The following is a 17,900-nucleotide window of genomic DNA, read 5'->3' as shown; positions in this document are numbered from 1 at the left end:
ATGAGCGAGGAAACGGGGCGCCGGAATCTCCGGATGCCCGACGACGACGAGCTGTTCGCGGTCGTAACACAACACAACGGCGGGAACCACGTTCGCGTCCGCTGTGAGGACGGCGAGGAACGAATGGGCCGCATCCCCGGCCGCATGAAGTACCGAACCTGGATCAACGAGGGCGACGTGGTCCTCGTCGAACCGTGGTCGTGGCAAGACGAGAAGGCAAACATCGAATGGCGCTACTCCGGTCAGGACGCCGACCAACTGCGTCGCGAAGGCCACATCGACTGATTGCGCCGGGTTCTGCGTGTTCTCGACCGGCTGACCGACGGGTCTACCGATTTGGAACCGGACGCGTTTCTACAAAATATTGGTCGATCTGAGCCCTTATTGGACAAAAATAACACGAAAGTAGTGATAGAGTCCCAATAATCGATCGCTTTTTCGGTTAGATTGGCCCAATACCCAACGACTTTGTGTCGCTGTCGGGTTGTGTGGGCCATGAACCCGAACCCGGACCTCGACCGCTTCGATTCGCGTCGGTCGACGGCGTACGCACGGAACGGCATGGTGGCGACGAGTCAGCCACTCGCGGCGCAGGCGGGTGTCGAGGCGCTACGGGACGGCGGTAACGCCTTCGACGCGGCGGTGACGACGGCGGCCGTCCTGAACGTCGTCGAGCCGATGAGCACCGGTATCGGCGGCGACGCCTTCGCCCTCTATCGAACCGCCGACGGCGACGTGGGTGCGTTCCGGAGTTGCGGCGGGGCGCCCGCCGACGCAACGATCGAGACGGTGCGCGAACGCGCCGCGGAGCGCTCGGGCGTCGACCCCGCCGCGGCGTCGATGCCGGACGCCGGGCCGCTAGCGGTGACGGTCCCCGGAACTGCCCGCGGGTGGGAACGCCTCGTCGCGGACCACGGCAACCGGTCGCTCGCGGCCGCGCTCGATCCTGCGGTCGAGTACGCGACAGAGGGGTTCCCGGTCAGCGAAGTCATCGCCGACATGTGGACCGTCGCGGAGACGCTGTTTACCGAAGACGGCGCGCGCGAGGAGTACCTCCTCGACGGTCGGTCGCCCGACACCGGCGAGGTGATGACGCTCCCGGACCTCGGCGAGACGCTCGCCACCATCGCGACGGCGGGCGCCGACGCCTTCTACGAGGGGCCCCTGGCCGACCGCATCGCCGAGGCGGTGCAGGCGCGGGGCGGCCTCCTCGCGGCCGACGACCTCGCCGGCTTCGAACCGGAGTACGTCGACCCCGTCTCCACCACCTACCGCGGCGCCGAAGTGTACGAACTCCCGCCGAACAACCAGGGGTTGGTGGCGCTTGAGGCGCTCAACATCGCGGAGGAACTCGACGCCGGGGGGTACGACTACGACTCCGCCGACCGCGTCCACTACTTCGCCGAGTCGCTCAAACGCGCCTTCCACGACGGCCACTACTACATCACCGACCCCGCGTTCGAGGACGTACCGGCGCTGGGATCGAAGGCCTACGCCGCGGAACGGGCCGGAACGGTGGGTGAACGGGCCGGCTCGGTGTCCGTCGGCGGCCCCGGCGCGCCCGGCGACGGCGACACCGTCCTCCTGACTGTCGCCGACGACGCGGGGAACGTCGTCTCCTTCATCAACTCCATTTTCGGCCACTTCGGGAGCGGCGTCGTCGTGCCGGGGACGGGCATCACGCTCCAGAACCGCGGGAGTTCGTTCTCGCTCGACCCCGACCACCCCAACCGGATCGAACCCGGCAAGCGACCGTTCCACACGCTCATCCCGGGGCTGTGCCGCCTCGACAGCGACGACTGGGCGGCCTTCGGCGTCATGGGCGGCTACATGCAGCCACAGGGCCACCTGCAGGTGCTCGCCAACCTGCTGGACTACGACATGCCGCTCCAGGCGGCGATGGACGCGCCGCGCTGGCGCTACCTCGCGGACGGATCGCTCGCCGTCGAAGACCGGTTCCCCGACGGCCTCCTGCCGAAACTCGCTCGGCGGGGACACGACGTGACCGTTCGCCCGCCCGGCGACTTCGGTGGCGGGCAGATCACGCGCCTCGCCGAGGGCGTCATCTCGGGGGCGACGGAGCCCCGGAAGGACGGAACGGCGGCGGGCTTTTAATCCTCGCTCCGCACGCGTTGCAGCGCGTGGAACCCGACGATACCGACGCCGAAGGCGACGCCGACGTTGACGAGGAGGGCGACGACGCCGACGGTGCCGGTCAGATACGGGTCGGACGTATCGAGGCCGGACCGACCGAGTTCGACGGCGACGAGGACGAGGACGACGCCGAGGACGGCCATCGGGAACGCCGCGACGGCGTCGACGGCGACGACGGCGAGGAGGAAGTAGAGGCCGCCGAGGACGAGATTGGAGGTGGCGGTCCGCGCGCCGAAGGCGTATTTTCCGGCGACGCCGCCGCTCCCGTGACACATCGGCATCGCGCCGAGGGGGACGGCCAGGAGGTTCATCACGCCCATGCTGGTCGAGAGGTCGTCGGGCGACGCCTCGGCGTCGAAATACTCCTCGACCAGCAGTGAGGTAGCGACGGCGGCGTTGCCGACGGTCATGGCGAGTTGGCCGACCGTCGCGCCGATGGCGTTTTGGGACAGTGAGATGGTGGCGGGGTCGAGGAGCGCCACCGCGGGGAGGCTGGGGGTCATCGGCCCGGCGGCGCCGACGGCGAGCGCCGCGCCGAGGCCGAGGACGGCCAGCGCGGCCACCTGTCGGTGACCCGTAACGACCGTCACGAGGGCGACGACGACGGCGAGGCCGGCGAGCGACGGCGTCTCCAGTCCGGTCGTCACGCCGGTCCGGAGGAGGATCAGTGCAACGCCGACCTGGATGCCGCGAACCACGGGTTCGCCGACGTAGGGGGCGAGCCGTCCCAGCGTCCCGGTCCGGCCGACGACGAGCAGAACCACCCCCGCGAGCAACCCGGCGGCGACGTACTCGCCGGTCGAGAGGCCGCCGGCGATGACCAGCGCGGCGAGTGCCTTCATCGGCTCGACGGACATCGGGTGGCCGTAGCGAAGTCCCCAGACGACCTGAAAGACGGCGAAGCCGACGAGGAGGTGCGATAGGGAGAGATCGGTCAGCGCCGCGACGGCGACGACGATGGGCAGGACGGTCACGGTGTCGCCCACCGCCCCCGTCACCTCGCCCCAGGCCACGTCGAACCGAGAGTCCGTCCAGCCGGCCAACGACGTGCGCATCGACCGACAGTACCGTCTCGTCCGGTAAACAGTTGTCGAGAAACTGATATGGACCACTATCGGCCGCCGATGTGGCTGGTTTCGGTTACGTCCGGGTGACGGCAGCTGCAGGCGACCCGATCGCTTCGAAACCGGCTCTCGAACACGTATAAACTCTTTTGAACGATTTGAGGCGGTTGTAAAACGAAGGGCCGTCCCGTTAACGGTGCGAAACGAGTCGAATACGGCGCAACGATTTCCCCCCTATATGTTGGTGGCCGGACATGGGTGAGACGGAGCCAGTCACCATGTCCGCCCCCGAGTCCACGCCCCTCGCAGGTATCGACGCCGAACCGCTTCCGGCCCTCCAAACGGCCGCCGAACTCGCGGCCCGCCCCGTGCGTTTTCTCGCCTTCTGGGTGGCGACGCTTCTGCCCTTCACGTACCTCCCCATGCTGGCGACGGGGCTAGTCACGACCCACGCCCTCGCCTTCGCGGCCGTGCTCTGTCTGAACGCCGTGGCGTTCGTCGTCGGCCACGGCTACAGGCGCCCCGAATGACGCGACGGCCGGGGATGGGACCGCCGCCCCCACCGACGCCCGGACCGGAATCCCTTTTCGCCCGCCGACGGTATCGGTGGACATGGAAGTACGCGATATCGAAGCGCTCGGTCCCGCCGACCGGCGGGCGCTGTTCGAGCGTGACGCCGGGGTCGACGCCGTCCGGGAGGACGTACGCGACATCGTCGAGCACGTCCGCGACGAGGGCGACGTGGCAGTCCGGGAGTTCTCCCGCGAGTTCGACGGCGTCGAGGTGGGTAATCTGGACATCACGGACGCGGCCGAACGCGCCCACGACGCGGTCGACGACGAGCTATTGGACGCCATCCAGGCCGCCGCGGACAACGTCCGCGCGTTCCACGAGCGACAGCTACCCGCGGACTGGCGCGACGACTTCGACGGCCGGGAACTCGGCCGCCGGTTCCGGCCGCTCTCCCGCGTCGGCGTCTACGTTCCTGGCGGCGCCGCGGCCTACCCCTCCAGCGCGCTCATGGGCATCGTCCCGGCGACGGTGGCCGGCGTCGAACACGTCGTGGTGACGACGCCGCCGGCCGAGAACGTCAACCCCGCGACGCTCGCGGCCATCCACGAGGCGGGGGCGGACGCCGTCTACAGCGTCGGCGGCGCACAGGCCATCGGCGCGATGGCCTACGGCACCGAGACGGTGACTGCCGTCGAGAAGATCGTCGGCCCGGGCAACCGCTGGGTGACGGCGGCGAAAGCCGAGGTCCGGGGCGACGCCGAGATAGACTTCCTCGCCGGGCCGAGCGAGGTGCTCATCCTCGCGGACGCGACGGCCGACCCCGCCTTCGTCGCCGCCGACCTCCTCGCACAGGCCGAACACGACGACCACGCGTCGGTCGTCGCGGTGACCGACGACGCCGATCTGGCCGAGGCGGTGGTCGCCGAACTCGACGCACGCCTGCCCGACTGCGACCGCCGGGAGACGGTCGAGGCGGCGCTCGAACACGACGCGAGCGGCGTCTTCCTCGCGCGCTCCATGTCCGAGGCGGTCCTCTTCGCCGAGGAGTACGCCGCCGAACACCTGTCGATCCAGGCCGACGACGACGAGGCCCTGCTGGACCGCATCGACAGCGCCGGCAGCGTCTTTCTCGGCCCGTACACCCCCGTCGCGGCTGGCGACTACGCCTCCGGGACGAACCACGTCCTGCCGACGGGCGGCGGGGCCAAGCGGTTCGGCGGCCTCTCCGTCGAGACGTTCCTCCGCTCGACGACCGTCCAGCGTCTCGACCGGGACGCCCTCGACGACCTGTCGGACACCATCACGACCCTCGCGGAGGCCGAGGGTCTGACCGGCCACGCCGAGAGCGTCCGTCGGCGGTTCGAGTAGACCACAACCCTGAGGCGCCGTCGGAACGAACCCCCCGTCGTCCCCATGCGTCCCTCCAACCCCGTTCCGGCGGCCCTGCATCGCACGAAGTCGACCCTCGAACTGCTCGTCACGGGCCTGCGGTGGCTCGTGGCCGCCCTCGTCTCGGGCACGCGTCGTCTCGGTGCCCGGTCCGTGGCCGTCGTCCACGGCCCGGTGACTCGGCTCGCCCGCGGCCCCGTCGCGACGCTCCTGTTCGGGCGCCGGGCCGCCGTCTCGGTCGTGTTGGTCGCCTTCGCACCCGTGCTTGCACTCCTGACCGCCTGGACCGTCACCGCGACGACCGGCTACCCGGCGCTCGAACACCGGGTGGCCGGCACGTGGGCTGGCACCGATCCACACGCGGCCGTCTTCGTCGGCAGCGCCCTCCTCGTCGGCCTCGCGGCCGCGAGCGCCGCGGGCAACGCCGGGGTGCTCCCGACGCTTCTCCTGTCGGCCGGCCCGCTCTTCGGCGCCGCAGTCACGCGCTACGGCACCGTCGTGACGACACACGCCGGGGAGCGAGTCGTCTCGCTGCCGGACGCGCTGGCCTTTGCGTTCGGCGTGGCGGCCGCCGGTGGTGTCGTCGTCTGCGCCGTCGGCTACGGCCTGGGCGTCCTCGTCCGCCGGGGCGCCCGGACCGTCCGTGCGGATCCGCCGGTGCCGATCGACCGCCGAAGTAACGACGACTGATTACATCTCCCCGTCAGGGTTAACAAGCTTGGCGGTGTATCCACCTCTATGAGCACGGAAAGCGTCGATGGGGCGAACGACGGTGTCGTGGAGGTGACGCCGGAAGCGGCGTCGGAGGCCCTCGCGCTGATGGATCGGGAGGGAATGGACACGGACGTCGGCGGTCTCCGCCTGTTCGTCCAGCAAGGTGGCTGTGCCGGCCTCTCCTACGGGATGCGCTTCGACGACGAACCCGAAGCCGACGACAGGGTCATCGAACGCCACGACCTCCGGGTGTTCGTCGACCCCGCGAGCGCCGACTACATCGGCGGTTCGGTCCTCGACTACGAATCCGGCCTCCAAGCCGAAGGCTTCCACGTCGAGAACCCGAACGTCGTCTCCGAGTGTGGCTGTGGCGAGTCGTTCCGCACCTGACGGGACAGCCCCGCCGGCGACTCCACCGCCGTTCCGGGATATCACGTCTGATAGCGGGTGGGAAGTCCTTTTTTGTCTACTTGTACAGGCTCCGGTAAGATGGCGAGTATTACGGGCGACTCCGCGACTGCGCACTCCGGGAACGGTGGCTGGCGACAGACGTGTCGGGAGTTCGTCCACTACATTCCCGACGGCCACTCGATTCCCGAAGCGTCGTGGCGGAGCCGCCACCGGAACATCCTGATTTTGGTGCTGGCACAGCTTCCGCTCCTGTTCGGACTCGGCCTGTACGAGGGGACCGAGTCGGTGATCACGGGAGCGACGGTACCGACGATTCCGCTGACGACTGTCCTGCTCGAACTCGGTCTCGTGGCGGGGCTGGCCGTCGCATCGCTGCTTCCGTGGCTCCCGCGACGGGTTCGCACGGCGCTTGCGACCATCGGATTCCTCTCTACCTCCGTCGTCCTCGTTCACTTCTCGGGTGGGTTCATCGAGGCGCATTTCCACTTCTTCGTCGGGATGGCCGTCGTCGCCGTCTACGAGGACTGGGTGCCCTTTGCCCTCGGCATCGGCTACGTCGTCCTCACCCACGGCGTGTTCGGGATGATCAACCCGGAGCGGGTGTACAACCACACCGCGGCGATCAACAACCCGTGGGCCTGGGGGCTCATCCACGGCCTCTTCGTGTTGGCACTCGCCGTGGCGCTGATGGCGCACTGGTACTCGACCGAACGCTCCCGCGAGGAGGCCGAGATTCAGCTCCAGCAGGCCGAACGAAAAAGCGAGGAAGTCGAGGAACTGGAGGCCAAAAAGGCCGAAATAGAGCGAGCGAAAGCCGAGGCGGAGGAGGCGAAAGCCGAAGCCGAGAAGCGACAGCGGGAGGTCGAGCGGCTGAACGACCACCTCGAAGCGAAAGCCGACGCCTACAGCGCCGCGATGGCGCGTGCCGCCGACGGCGAGTTGACCGTCAGACTTGACGCCGACAGCGAGAGCGAGGCGATGGCGCGGATCGGCGAGGCGTTCAACGAGATGATGTCCGAGACGGAGTCGACGATCCAGGAGATCCAGGGGTTCGCGGAGTCGGTCGCCGCCGCGAGCGAGGAGGCCGATACCGGGGCCGAGGAGGCCCGGGAAGCGAGCGAGGACGTGAGCGAGGCGATCCAGGAGATCGCCGACGGCGCGCACGAACAGCGGGAGATGCTCGAAACCGTCTCGACGGAGATGACGGACCTGTCGGCGACGGTCGAGGAGGTGGCCGCCTCGGCCGAGACGGTCGCCGAGCGCTCCCACGAGACGGCCGAAATCGCCGAGGCCGGCGAGCGAACGGCACAGGGGGCGATCGAGGACGCCCGCGACGTGCAGAGGGCGATCGATTCGACGGTCGAAACCGTCGAACTGCTCGACGAGCGGATGGCGGAGATCGAGGAGATCATCGGCCTCATCGGCGACATCGCCGAGCAGACGAACATGCTGGCGCTGAACGCCAACATCGAGGCCGCCCGCGCGGGTAGCGACGGTGGGACCGACGGCAGCGGCTTCGCCGTCGTCGCCAACGAGGTCAAGAGCCTGGCCGAGGAGACGCAGGGCTCGGCCAACGACATCGAGGAACTCATCGAAGCGACGCAGGCACAGACGGGGACGGCCGTCGAGGAAGCCCGCGCGGCCGAACGGGATATGCAGGCGGGCGTCGAGGCGTTTCAGGAGGTCGTCGACGCCTTCTCCCAGGTGGCCGAGAACGCCGAGGCGACCGACAGCGGCATCCAGGACATCAGCGAGACGGCCGACGACCAGGCTGCGAGCACCGAGGCGGCCGTGTCGATGGTCGAGGACGTCGCCGACATCAGCCGGGCGACGGCCTCGGAGACGGAGCACGCGTCCGCGGCCGCACAGCAACAGGCCGCGTCGATGTCACAGGTCAGCGCCAACGCCACCTCGCTCAGCGAGGGAGCCGAACGACTCCTGGCACTGCTGGCGACGTTCGAGGTGGGCGATACGACCGACTCACGGACGGGATCGGCGTCCGCGACGCCGTCCCGATAATCCCGTAAACGGCCGGTGTACGTCCCGAGGAGACAGTTATAACCGTGGTAACATTTATGACCCAACCCGTCGTATCGGAGTCTACATGGCCCCTGTTACCATGCCACCTGTCGAAGAGGCGCGGGACGTGTTCCGCCGCCTCGGATACTCCGTCGACGGCGACGGGGTCGATCTCAGGGCCGAACGCAAGTGGCGAACCGTTCACGTGACCGCACTCGATGCGGAAGACGCGTCGTCGCCTCCCGAACTCAGAGCCGACGGGGGGACAACGGAGTATCGACTTCGATGCTTCGTCACGTGGATGGAGGCCGCAGGGGATCTCCGTGATCGACTCTCGGGACTCGACCTCGACTACGAGTGGGCCGTCATCGGCGTCGACGGCGACGACTACGAGGTCGTCGCCCGCGCGGCCGGCGCGTAATCTTTAGTGGCGGGCGGCCGCCACGTAGTGTATGCGTGGCGTTGCACTCCAGTCGAACGTTCTCACTCGAGCGCTCGACGAGTTCGTTCGCCGCCTCGTCGAGGCCATCCCAACGGTCGTCACCGGCCTCGTTTTTCTGGCACTCGCGGCGATTCTCGTCAAGGCCGTCCTCGTCGTCCTGAACGCCGTGCTCGGCCGGACGATGGGCGGTGAGTCCCCCGTCTATCGCCAGTTTCTCACCACGATCGTCGCCGTCTTCCTCTGGTTCGGCGTCGGCCTCTCGACGCTCTCCGTCGTCGGACTGGACGGCATCGCGGCGTCGCTTGGCACCGCCGCCGGTTTCCTCGCCCTCGGCGTTTCCTACGCCACGAGCGACATGATCGCCGACGCCGTCGCCGGCGTCTACCTCCTCCGTGATCCCGACTTCGAGGCGGGCGACACCGTCCGCGTCGGCGACATGACGGGCGTCGTGCAGTCCATCGAACTCCGAAAGACGCGCTTTGCCGTGGCGGACGACACCGTCGTCCGCGGGAACGCCGACATCGAGGCCCGGTGGACCAAGATCGCCACCGAATCCTGACAATTGATCGCACGCCGCCCGCGTAGTTTATATTCGCGCCCCGAGAATTCGGGGTATGTTCGTCGGTCACGCAGCGCTGGCGTTCGCCCTCGTCGGGAGCGTCGCCGTCGTCCGTGGGTGGACCACGGAGCGGGCGCTCACCCTCGCCGTCGTCGCCGGTGCCTTCGCCGTGCTCCCCGACGTGGACATGGTGTACGCGCTCGTCGGCGTCGCGAGCGCGACCGGGAGCGGCGCCCTCGCCGTCGCGGGCGCGTTCTGGTCGACCGGGAACGTCGTCCACCGGGCCGTCACCCACTCGCTCGTCCTCGCGTTCCCGGTGGCTCTGCTGGCCGCCCTTCGGGTCGTCGACACCCGACCTACCCGGGCGCTCTCCGTCGCCCTCGCCGTCCTCCTGGTCGGGCTGGTCGCCGCCGTCGGCGGCTCGCTGGCGGCGCTGATCACGCTCCTGTTCGTCCTCGGCGCGGCAACCGTCGCGGCAGTTGCCGGCCATCACGCCGAGGTGACGGCGCCCGAGACCCTCGTCGTGGCCCTCGTCGGCCTCCTCTCACACCCCTTCGGCGACCTGTTTACCGGGGAGCCGCCCGCGATGCTCTACCCGCTCGACGCCGCGCTGGTGACCGAACGAGTTGCGCTCGCGGCCGACCCCACGCTCCACCTCCTGGCCGCGTTCGGCACCGAACTCGGAACCGTCTGGGCTGCCGTCGCCATCGTCTGTCTCGCTACCGGCTTGCGGCCGACGACAGCCGTGGGGACGCGGGCGACCCTCGGCGCCGGCTACGCCGCGAGCATCCTCCTCATCCCGGCGCCGACGCTCGATCTCTCCTACCCGTTCGTGTTCTCGGTGCTCGGCGTCGGTCTGGTTGGCGTCCTCCCGCGCGTCCGCCTCGTCGGTCGCGGCCCCTCCGTCGAACCGCCGGACTGGCTCGGTGCGGGACTGACCGGACTCTCCGCGATTACGGTCGCGTGGCTGGCCTACACCGTCGCCTACGTGATCGTGTGAACTACCCCACCCTACTCGCTCACCGCTGACGCGGTTCGCTCCTTGAGGGTGTGGCTTCCTGCTTCCACGACGCGCTTTGCAGATACGGACGTATCCACAGGGAGCGCAGTCTCCACAGGCGTTGACGAATCGCGACGCGATTCGTCCGCACACCAGAAATCTTTGATTTCTGGGGACGTTGATTCGGAGTGAACCACTCCTACTTTTTCGAGACCGCGAGAACGAATGTTCCACGCCGCATTCGCGTCCCTATCCGCCTCGAACCCACACGAAGGACACGAGTGTTCACGAACCCACAGCGGTTTTTCGGTCTTGACACCGCAGGACGCACACTCCTTCGTCGTATCTTTCGAGTCAACCGCGACGAAGTGCGTTCCTTCGCGCTCGCACTTGTATTCGAGCATCCACAGGAACGTCCCCCACGCCGCTCCCGCTCGATTACGAGAGTTGCCCGGGAGTTCGACCAGTCCCTTCGCGTCCAAATCCTCAACGGCCACCAAGTCGTACTCGGTCGCGTAGTAGTTCGAGAGTTTGTGCAAGAAGTCTCGCCGCTTGCGCTTCAGGTCGGCGTGGCATTCGGCAACAACCCGACGTTGTTTTTCCCAATTCGCAGAGCCGTGTTCCTTCCGCGAGAGGTCGTGTTGTGCGCGTTCGAGTCGCTCACGTTCCTCGCTGAAGTCGGGACTCTCAATGGCGTACCCGTCAGTATCGTGGGCGTACTTGAGAATCCCCACGTCGATACCAACGACTCGCTCTGGTTTCTCAGGTTTCTCCGGCGTTGCTTCGCCCCGACGGTTTTGCCGTCCCGTCGAGGACTTCTTCGCCTTCGATTTCAAACCTATCCATCACCGATGTATAGACTTTGAATAGACATGAAGGTAGCGGTGGGCCTGTGGGCCGGGCGGTGAACGTGTTTGAGAATCGTGCGGCGTTCACGAGAGCAAAGCTCTCGTGGGCAGACGAGACGCGGAGCGTCTCGTCAACGCTGTATCCCCTCCCTACTGCGCTACTCGGTCGCTTCGCTCCCTGCGTTGCTCCTTGAGGAAGGGGACTTAGCGCCTAATTCCAGTTAAAATGCCGCAGCCGCCGAAAACGGCCCTCATAGTGTTTATTGTAACTGGTTACCGGGGGGTCGCCAAGACGGTCCGGCGACCTCCCCGGTAATGACTTACAATAAACACTATCAGTAGCCCCGCGAGATGAGGTACTCCGCGATAGCCTCCAGCAGCGACCGCGCCTCGTTGTCGGGGAGGACTTCGAGGTTTCGCTTGCTCTCGTCGACGAGCGACCGGGCCTTCCCGCGGGCGTACTCGATGCTGCCCGCCTCGTTCAGCGTCGCCACCGCGTCCTCGACTTCGTCGTCGGTCAGGGCGTCTGCGTCCTCGGCGTCGACCAAGGCGTCCACGTCGACGCCCTGCTGGCGGGCGTGGAGCGTGATGAGCGTCTCCTTGTTCTCGACGAGGTCCGAGCCCCGCTGTTTGCCGAGCTTTTCCGACGGAACCGTCAGGTCGAGCACGTCGTCTTGGATCTGGAACGCCGACCCCGAGTTGATGCCGTAGGCGTAGAGCGCGTCGACCACCTCGTCGTCGGCGTCGAGGAGGACGGCGGGTGTCGCCGCCGCGTCGCCGTAGAGGACGGCGGTTTTCGACTCGACCATCTCCAGATACTCGTCGGGGAGCACGTCGGTTCGACGCTCGAACTCCACGTCGAGTGCCTGTCCCTCACAGATGCGGGTGCAGGTCTCCGCGAGCATCCGCATCGCCTCTAACCCGTTTTCGGGCGCGGCGCCCGTCTCCGCCATGATTTCGAAGGCGGTGGAGTAGAGCGTATCGCCCGCGAGGATGGCGGTGTCCACGTCGTAGGCTTTGTGGACGGCGGGCACCCCGCGACGGAGCGCGTCGTCGTCCATGATGTCGTCGTGGATGAGGGTAAACGACTGGATGACTTCGAGACTCAACGCCCCGGCCATCACGTCCACCTCGTCGCCGTCGAGGGCGGGGAACTGGCGATAGTCGACGGAGAGCGGCGGTACGTCCGCGATGGCCTCGGCGGCCAACAGGGAGACGGTCGGTCGGAGGCGCTTGCCACCCGCTTTCAGCAGGTAGCGCGACGCCTCCCAGAGCCGTTCCGGCGCCACGAGGGGGAGGTCCTCGTCGATGGCCGCGTTGACCCGCTCGCGGCGCTCGCGGACCGCCGCGAGCACCTGCTCTTCCGTCGAATCGGTCGTCATTCCACCAGCTGAATCATGTTGCCGTTGCGCGTGACGTGGAGGTCACGGCCCAGGGCGTAGCCCTGCCCCTCGGCCAGGTCGACGTAGGGTGCGAACCCTTCGAGGTCCTGGTGGGCCGGGATGACGTGCTGGGGCTGAAGCGCGTCCAGCATCTCGTAGTGACCTTCGTTGCGCAGGTGGCCGGAGACGTGAATGTCGTCGTAGATGCGGGCGCCCTGCATCCCGAGGAGGCGCTCGGACTGGTAGCGCTGGCCCTCGTTCGTCGGTTCCGGAATCACGCGCGCCGAGAACAGCACCTTGTCGCCGTTCTCCAGTTCGTACGGCGTCTCGCCGCGACCCATCCGCGTCAGCATCGCGCGCGGTTCGCCCTGGTGGCCCGTGACGATGGGGAGGTAGTTCTCCTTGCCCTCTTTCATGATCCGCTTGAACGTCCGGTCGACGGATTTGCGGTGGCCGTACATCCCGAGGTCATCCGGGAAGTCGACGAAGTTCAGGCGCTCGGCGGTGCCCGAGTACTTCTCCATCGATCGGCCGAGCAGGACGGGCTGGCGCCCGATGTCCTCCGCGAACTCGACGAGGCTAGTGACGCGGGCGATGTGGGAACTGAACGTAGTGGCCACGATGCCGCCGTCGTAGTCCTCGATGGCGTACATCGTATCGCGCAGGTGTTTGCGCGCGACGGACTCGCTGGGGGTGCGGCCCTTCCGACCCGCGTTCGTACAGTCCTCGATGTAACAGAGGACGCCGGCGCCCTCACGACCGATCTCGCGGAACCGGTCCATGTCGATGGGGTCGCCGATGACCGGCGAGTGGTCCATCCGCTTGTCCAGCCCGTAGACGATGGCGCCTTCGGGCGTGTGGAGAACGGGGTTGATCGCGTCGATGATCGAGTGGGTGACGTTGACGAACTCGAGTTCGACGTTGCCCGAGTCGCCGATGGACATCGTCGATCCCGCGTCCATCTTCACCAGGTCGTTGCCGACGTTGAACTTGTCCTCGCTCTGGACCTGCTGTTTCACCAGTTCGATCGTAAAGGGCGTCGCGACGACGGGCGCGTCGTAGCGGTGGGCGAGTTTCGAGATGGCGCCGATGTGGTCGAGGTGACCGTGGGTCGGGACGATCGCCTGTACGTCCCCTTCGAGGTCGCTCATCACCCGGTCGTCGGGGATGGCACCCATGTCGATCAGGTCGAGACTGTGCATCTGTTCGGTTTCGACGTTGTCGTGGATCAGGACCTGCGACAGGTTCAGACCCATATCGAAGATGACGACGTCGCTCCCGGCCCGGACAGCAGTCATCTGCCGTCCGACTTCCTCGTAGCCGCCGATTGTTGCGATTTCGATTTCCATGGTTTATCCGAGCATTGAAACGCCACAACTGTGGCAGGGGTGCTCACGCAAATCCCGTCTGGGGGCCACCGGCCCCGGCGTCTTGCAGCACGTCGGTCGCTGGTCCCCGCATGCGGCCGCTTTCCGCATTTGCCCGCGGGTCGTTGGTACATGGGCCTACAACCCCGGGTGATAAAAAGTGCGTGGGTCGCCGGCGCGAGCGACGGCCACGCGTAACCGGGGCGCCCTCGGACGGGCTACGACACACCGTCACGACGGATCGCGGACTCGCTCATAGTGTTATCGTCAGTCAGTACCGGTGGCCCGCCGGAACGGGTCGGCGAGCTACCGGCACACAGTTACGAGAAACACTATCAGCCGTCCACCCACTCGAAGGCGACGCCCGCTCGCTCCGCGGTCACGGCGTCGCGCTCGGAGTCGCCGACGAACAACGACGACGACGGGTCGGCGCCGAGGCGGTCGATGGTCGTCAGCAGGGGTTCGGGGTCGGGTTTGTGTGTCGCCACAGAGTCCCGGCCGACCACGGCGTCGACGTGCCCCAACAGGTCGTGCCGATCGAGGGCCAGCCGACAGGCCGACTCGGCGTTGAGCGAGCAGACGCCGACGGGGACGGGCCACTCCGGAACGCGGTCGGCGTGCGGGAGGCGTGTCGCGTCCTCGGCCCCACGGCGCTCGTGATCGGCGAGAATCGCCTCCAACTCCGCCCCGAGGCCGTACTCCGGCGCCGTCTCGAACAGCGACCAGAGGTCGGCGTCGGCGGCGTCGACGCCCGCGTCGGCGAAGGCAGCCACCGCGTCGCTGGCGGCGGCGTCCCAGTCGACCGCGAGGCGGACGAGCGTCCCGTCGAGGTCGTACACGACCGCGCCGTACTCGTTGGGCTCCGGAGTCACGGCCGTTGATATGCTGTCGCCGATAATGTGGGCTTCGGTCGGCCGGATCGGCGACGCCGTGCCACCGGGTATTTACAGCACGCCGACGTATATGCGGCCATGTCACGGCTTCCTGCGGTCCTGTGTGTGGTCCTCGTGCTGTCCCTCGTCGCTCCGGCGAGCGTCGCCGTCGCCCAGTCGAACGGCGAGACGGTCACCCTCACCGTCACCGTCCGCGATCAAGCCGGGAATCCGATATCGGACGCCGACCTCGACGTGACGTGGGACGGCGGATCGACGACGGCGACGACGGCCGCGAACGGCAAGGCGTTCGTCGACGTGCCCGCGGGCGCCTCGGTGTCCATCGCCGTGACCCACCCGCGGTACGTCCGCAACAGCCCCTACCGAATCGCCGAGGCGACCGAAGACGATGTCACCGTCGACGTGTTCCGTAAGAGCTCGGTCCGTCTCGAAGTGAGCGACGACGACGGTCCCGTCGCCAACGCGTCGGTCCTCATCGAACGGGGAGGCCTAGACGTGGAGACGGGAACGACCGGCCCGAACGGCGTCTTCGAGTCCGGCGTCCTCCAGGCGGGGTCGTACTCGATCACCGTCAGCAAGGCCGGCTACTACACGCGGCGAAAGTCGCTCGACATCGACGGCGAGATCACGAACCGCGTCGCCCTCCGGCGCGGATCGACGGCCGTCGATGTCCGGGTCGTCGACCCGCACTTCGACCCCGCACGTCCCGTCGCGGGGGCGAACGTCACCCTCGTCGGCGTCGGCGGGAGCCGAACGGATCGCGGCGGCAACGCCAGCGTGACCGCCCCGGTCAACACGGAGACCACTCTCCGCGTGACTCGCGACGGCTACCGGACCGTCGAACGCGACCTGACGGTCGGGGAGGAGGCGACCACCGTCTCGGTCGACCTCTCGCGCACGCCGTCGATCACGCTCGCCGCCGCCAACGAACGCATCGTGGCCGGCGAGCGACTCGTCATCACCGCCACCAACGCGTACGGTGAGCCCTCGACGGACGCGACGATCTACCTGGACGGTGAACGCGCCGGGACCACCGACGGCGAGGGCGAGGCCGCCGTGCGGATCGACGACCCCGGCGACCACACCCTCTACGTGACGCGGAACGGCGTCCGGTCGAACGAGGTGTCGGTCGAGGCGATCAGCGCCGACGGCGACACGGCGACGCCGACGCCATCCCCCACCGCGACGCCCACCCCGACGGCGACGACGACGACCGGAACCAGTCCCGGATTCGGGGCGGTCCTCGCCGTCCTCGCGACGCTCCTCTTCGCCGCCCGGTTCGTGCGCCGCTAGGCCTCCCGCAGGGCCGCGACGACCGCCTCCGGCGCCGCGTCGAGGCCGCCGCCCTGAGCGAACGTCGGTCCGCCACCACCGCCCCCGCCGAACTCGTCGGTCAGGTCGGAAACGAGGTCACCCGCGTCCACGCCGCCCACCGTCGCCACGACCACGTAGGGCGCCGACTCCTCGCCGACGACGGCGATGACGTCCGCGTCGTCGCCAGCGCGGTCCTGTACGGCCTCGCCCACCTCGTTGGGGCCGAAGTCCGCGACGGTCCCGACCCGCCAGACCTTCCCGTCGCGCTCGGTCGTCGGAAGGTCGTCGAGACGTGCCCCTAGCACCTCGGATTTGTACGCCTGCACCTCGGCCGCCAAGTCGTCGCGTTCGGCCCGCAGAGACGCGACGGCCCCGTCGAGGGCGTCGACGCCCGTCCCGAGGGCCCGTGCGGCGTCGAGGGCGGCGTCCCGAACCGTCGCCCGGCGGTCGATGGCCGGCGGCCCCACCGCGAACTCGACGCGTGTCAGTCCCTCGCCGGGGTTGGACCGCTCCAGCACCTCGACCGGCCCGACCACCCGCGTATTCGAGACGTGCGTGCCACCACAGGCCGCCACGTCCCACCCCTCGATGTCGACGAGGCGGACGGTGTCGGCGCCGTCCATCACGCCCTCCTCGGTCTTCGTGTTGAACGCCACGTCGTCGCGTGCGCGCGCCTCGTCGACGGGCACCTCCGCCCACGAGACGGGGCGGGAGTCCCACACGGCACGGTTGGTGAGGCGCTCGAGTTCGACCAGGGTCGCGTCGTCGATGTCGGTCGAGGTGGCGAAGTCGACGCGGACCTTCTCGGCGTCGATGCCGAAGCCCCCGTACCCCAGGTCGTCGAGTACGCGACGCCCCGCGCCGTAGAGCAGGTGGCTCGCCGTGTGGGCGCGGGTGCAGTACGTACGAAATTCGTCGTCGACCACGCCGACGACGTCGTCGCCGGGGGCGAGTGTGGCGTCCTCGGCGAGGTAGTGGACGACGCCGTCGGCAGCCTTCTGTACGTCCGCGACGGGGACACCAGCGAGCGATCCTCTATCGGCCGGCTGGCCGCCGCTCTCGGCGTAGAAGTACGTCTCGTCGAGAACGACCGCGGGGCCGTCTGCGGCGTCGTCGACGCGTTCGACCGTCGCTTCGAACTCCCGAACGTCGGGTTCGGCGGGGGCTCGTGTCTGCATGGCCGCCAGTCGGGTGCCGGGTGAGTAAAATCGTTCCCTCTTCAGCCGGTCGCCCCGTGTCGAGCCGTTCGTCACTGGGGCGGTGACTCCCCCCAGCCGGCGCTACTCGTCCACGAGTTCGACGCCGAGGCGCTTCTCGACGGCGCGGACGAGCGAGCCGCCGACGCCGGCACGGGTGGCTCGCCCCTGTTCGAGCGCGAGCACATCGTCGGCGTCGGCCTCCAGGTCCGTGGCGAGTTCCTCGACCGTCAGCCCGGCGCCCTGTCGCGCCGCCTCGACGCGGTCACCGTAGCCGGAGACGAGATAGGGGAGGCGGTCCTCCTCGTAGTCGGTCCCCTCCCGCTCCCAGCGTTTCGTGTTGCCCCGGGACGCGTCGTAGATGCGGGCGGTGTTCCGGGCGGCGCGTTTGCGACGGTTGGGCTCGTCGGCGTCGGTCCGCGAACCCGACCCGCCGCTGGCCCCCTCGCCCCCACCGCCGCCGCGCCCGCCGGTGTCACCGTGGGGGGCACAGTCCGAACAGACGAGCAGGCTCGCGCCCGCGACGGTGGCGCGCTCGAGGTTCGCCGTCTCGCGGCCACAGAGCTCGCAGGCGTCGCCGTCGCCGCCTCCTCGGTCCGAGCCGGTCGAGTATTTCGTCATACGTTCCATATCCG

Annotated in this window: 17 protein-coding genes and 1 pseudogene; 11 read left to right on the top strand and 7 right to left on the bottom strand. The window is 68.2% G+C overall.

The window, feature by feature from the left end:
• Both eif1A and ggt read left to right on the top strand, forming a co-directional pair.
• Positions 1-285, top strand: coding sequence for a translation initiation factor eIF-1A (gene eif1A / locus HALNA_RS13605; protein WP_049936888.1), 285 nt, complete (start codon positions 1-3; stop codon positions 283-285).
• A 210-nt stretch (positions 286-495) separates the two neighbouring features.
• Positions 496-2,115, top strand: coding sequence for a gamma-glutamyltransferase (gene ggt, locus HALNA_RS13600; RefSeq protein WP_049936887.1), 1,620 nt, complete (start codon positions 496-498; stop codon positions 2,113-2,115).
• On the opposite strand, the gene HALNA_RS13595 is transcribed toward ggt, so the two are convergent.
• Positions 2,112-3,209 (bottom strand): putative sulfate/molybdate transporter, encoded by a 1,098-nt coding sequence (locus tag HALNA_RS13595; RefSeq protein ID WP_049936886.1) that lies wholly within the window; start codon positions 3,207-3,209, stop codon positions 2,112-2,114. The two genes, ggt and HALNA_RS13595, sit on opposite strands and share 4 nt — an antisense overlap.
• Positions 3,210-3,472: 263 nt before the next feature.
• Between HALNA_RS13595 and HALNA_RS13590 the strand changes: the two genes are divergently transcribed.
• The 8 genes from HALNA_RS13590 (at position 3,473) to HALNA_RS13555 (ending at position 10,265) form a co-directional block, all read left to right on the top strand.
• Complete coding sequence (locus HALNA_RS13590; protein ID WP_157573546.1) at positions 3,473-3,748, top strand: hypothetical protein; 276 nt, start codon at positions 3,473-3,475, stop codon at positions 3,746-3,748.
• A 76-nt stretch (positions 3,749-3,824) separates the two neighbouring features.
• On the top strand, positions 3,825-5,099 hold the full coding sequence (gene hisD / locus HALNA_RS13585) for a histidinol dehydrogenase (protein ID WP_049936885.1): 1,275 nt from the start codon (positions 3,825-3,827) through the stop codon (positions 5,097-5,099).
• Between the two features lie 45 nt (positions 5,100-5,144).
• Positions 5,145-5,810 (top strand): hypothetical protein, encoded by a 666-nt coding sequence (locus HALNA_RS13580; RefSeq protein WP_049936884.1) that lies wholly within the window; start codon positions 5,145-5,147, stop codon positions 5,808-5,810.
• Between the two features lie 48 nt (positions 5,811-5,858).
• A complete protein-coding gene (locus HALNA_RS13575; protein ID WP_049936883.1) occupies positions 5,859-6,224 on the top strand; it encodes a HesB/IscA family protein in 366 nt (121 codons plus the stop codon).
• A 99-nt stretch (positions 6,225-6,323) separates the two neighbouring features.
• Entirely contained in the window at positions 6,324-8,264 is a 1,941-nt protein-coding gene (locus HALNA_RS13570) for a methyl-accepting chemotaxis protein (protein WP_084510040.1), read from the top strand.
• 85 nt (positions 8,265-8,349) lie between these two features.
• Positions 8,350-8,685: a DUF7116 family protein gene (locus tag HALNA_RS13565; RefSeq protein ID WP_049936882.1), complete on the top strand. Its 336-nt coding sequence runs from the start codon at positions 8,350-8,352 to the stop codon at positions 8,683-8,685.
• Positions 8,686-8,716: 31 nt separating this feature from the next.
• Positions 8,717-9,265 (top strand): mechanosensitive ion channel domain-containing protein, encoded by a 549-nt coding sequence (locus HALNA_RS13560; protein ID WP_049936881.1) that lies wholly within the window; start codon positions 8,717-8,719, stop codon positions 9,263-9,265.
• Between the two features lie 55 nt (positions 9,266-9,320).
• Complete coding sequence (locus HALNA_RS13555; protein ID WP_049936880.1) at positions 9,321-10,265, top strand: metal-dependent hydrolase; 945 nt, start codon at positions 9,321-9,323, stop codon at positions 10,263-10,265.
• Positions 10,266-10,276: 11 nt separating this feature from the next.
• Here the strand turns inward: HALNA_RS13555 and HALNA_RS13550 are convergent.
• The 4 genes and pseudogenes from HALNA_RS13550 to HALNA_RS13535 all read right to left on the bottom strand — a co-directional run.
• Positions 10,277-11,050 (bottom strand): annotated as a pseudogene (locus HALNA_RS13550) (RNA-guided endonuclease InsQ/TnpB family protein); the annotation flags it as partial.
• Positions 11,051-11,448: 398 nt separating this feature from the next.
• Complete coding sequence (idsA3, locus tag HALNA_RS13545) at positions 11,449-12,495, bottom strand: geranylfarnesyl diphosphate synthase (protein ID WP_049936879.1); 1,047 nt, start codon at positions 12,493-12,495, stop codon at positions 11,449-11,451.
• Positions 12,492-13,844 (bottom strand): ribonuclease J, encoded by a 1,353-nt coding sequence (locus tag HALNA_RS13540; protein WP_049936878.1) that lies wholly within the window; start codon positions 13,842-13,844, stop codon positions 12,492-12,494. Before HALNA_RS13540 ends, idsA3 begins: the two co-directional genes overlap by 4 nt.
• 353 nt (positions 13,845-14,197) lie before the next feature.
• Positions 14,198-14,734: an HAD family hydrolase gene (locus HALNA_RS13535; protein WP_049936877.1), complete on the bottom strand. Its 537-nt coding sequence runs from the start codon at positions 14,732-14,734 to the stop codon at positions 14,198-14,200.
• Between the two features lie 99 nt (positions 14,735-14,833).
• Between HALNA_RS13535 and HALNA_RS13530 the strand changes: the two genes are divergently transcribed.
• Positions 14,834-16,048: a carboxypeptidase regulatory-like domain-containing protein gene (locus tag HALNA_RS13530; protein WP_049936876.1), complete on the top strand. Its 1,215-nt coding sequence runs from the start codon at positions 14,834-14,836 to the stop codon at positions 16,046-16,048.
• On the opposite strand, the gene HALNA_RS13525 is transcribed toward HALNA_RS13530, so the two are convergent.
• Positions 16,045-17,247, bottom strand: a complete 1,203-nt coding sequence (locus tag HALNA_RS13525) for a serine-tRNA(Ala) deacylase AlaX (protein ID WP_049936875.1) — start codon at positions 17,245-17,247, stop codon at positions 16,045-16,047. The genes HALNA_RS13530 and HALNA_RS13525 overlap by 4 nt on opposite strands.
• 102 nt (positions 17,248-17,349) lie before the next feature.
• Complete coding sequence (locus HALNA_RS13520; protein ID WP_049936874.1) at positions 17,350-17,886, bottom strand: helix-turn-helix domain-containing protein; 537 nt, start codon at positions 17,884-17,886, stop codon at positions 17,350-17,352.
• Positions 17,887-17,900: the final 14 nt, after the last annotated feature.

This window comes from Haloplanus natans DSM 17983, assembly GCF_000427685.1.
Lineage (GTDB): Archaea > Halobacteriota > Halobacteria > Halobacteriales > Haloferacaceae > Haloplanus > Haloplanus natans.
The sequence above is the reverse complement of the archived record's forward strand: the minus strand, read 5'-3'. Positions and strand labels throughout refer to the sequence as shown.

Excerpts from the sequence above, each read along its gene's own strand:
- eif1A (WP_049936888.1), top strand. The coding sequence starts at position 1 with ATGAGCGAGGAAACGGGGCGCCGGAATCTCCGGATGCCCGACGACGAC.
- ggt (WP_049936887.1), top strand. The coding sequence starts at position 496 with ATGAACCCGAACCCGGACCTCGACCGCTTCGATTCGCGTCGGTCGACG.
- HALNA_RS13595 (WP_049936886.1), bottom strand. The coding sequence starts at position 3,209 with ATGCGCACGTCGTTGGCCGGCTGGACGGACTCTCGGTTCGACGTGGCC.
- HALNA_RS13590 (WP_157573546.1), top strand. The coding sequence starts at position 3,473 with ATGGGTGAGACGGAGCCAGTCACCATGTCCGCCCCCGAGTCCACGCCC.
- HALNA_RS13580 (WP_049936884.1), top strand. The coding sequence starts at position 5,145 with ATGCGTCCCTCCAACCCCGTTCCGGCGGCCCTGCATCGCACGAAGTCG.
- HALNA_RS13575 (WP_049936883.1), top strand. The coding sequence starts at position 5,859 with ATGAGCACGGAAAGCGTCGATGGGGCGAACGACGGTGTCGTGGAGGTG.
- HALNA_RS13570 (WP_084510040.1), top strand. The coding sequence starts at position 6,324 with ATGGCGAGTATTACGGGCGACTCCGCGACTGCGCACTCCGGGAACGGT.
- HALNA_RS13565 (WP_049936882.1), top strand. The coding sequence starts at position 8,350 with ATGGCCCCTGTTACCATGCCACCTGTCGAAGAGGCGCGGGACGTGTTC.
- HALNA_RS13560 (WP_049936881.1), top strand. The coding sequence starts at position 8,717 with ATGCGTGGCGTTGCACTCCAGTCGAACGTTCTCACTCGAGCGCTCGAC.
- HALNA_RS13555 (WP_049936880.1), top strand. The coding sequence starts at position 9,321 with ATGTTCGTCGGTCACGCAGCGCTGGCGTTCGCCCTCGTCGGGAGCGTC.
- idsA3 (WP_049936879.1), bottom strand. The coding sequence starts at position 12,495 with ATGACGACCGATTCGACGGAAGAGCAGGTGCTCGCGGCGGTCCGCGAG.
- HALNA_RS13540 (WP_049936878.1), bottom strand. The coding sequence starts at position 13,844 with ATGGAAATCGAAATCGCAACAATCGGCGGCTACGAGGAAGTCGGACGG.
- HALNA_RS13530 (WP_049936876.1), top strand. The coding sequence starts at position 14,834 with ATGTCACGGCTTCCTGCGGTCCTGTGTGTGGTCCTCGTGCTGTCCCTC.
- HALNA_RS13525 (WP_049936875.1), bottom strand. The coding sequence starts at position 17,247 with ATGCAGACACGAGCCCCCGCCGAACCCGACGTTCGGGAGTTCGAAGCG.
- HALNA_RS13520 (WP_049936874.1), bottom strand. The coding sequence starts at position 17,886 with ATGACGAAATACTCGACCGGCTCGGACCGAGGAGGCGGCGACGGCGAC.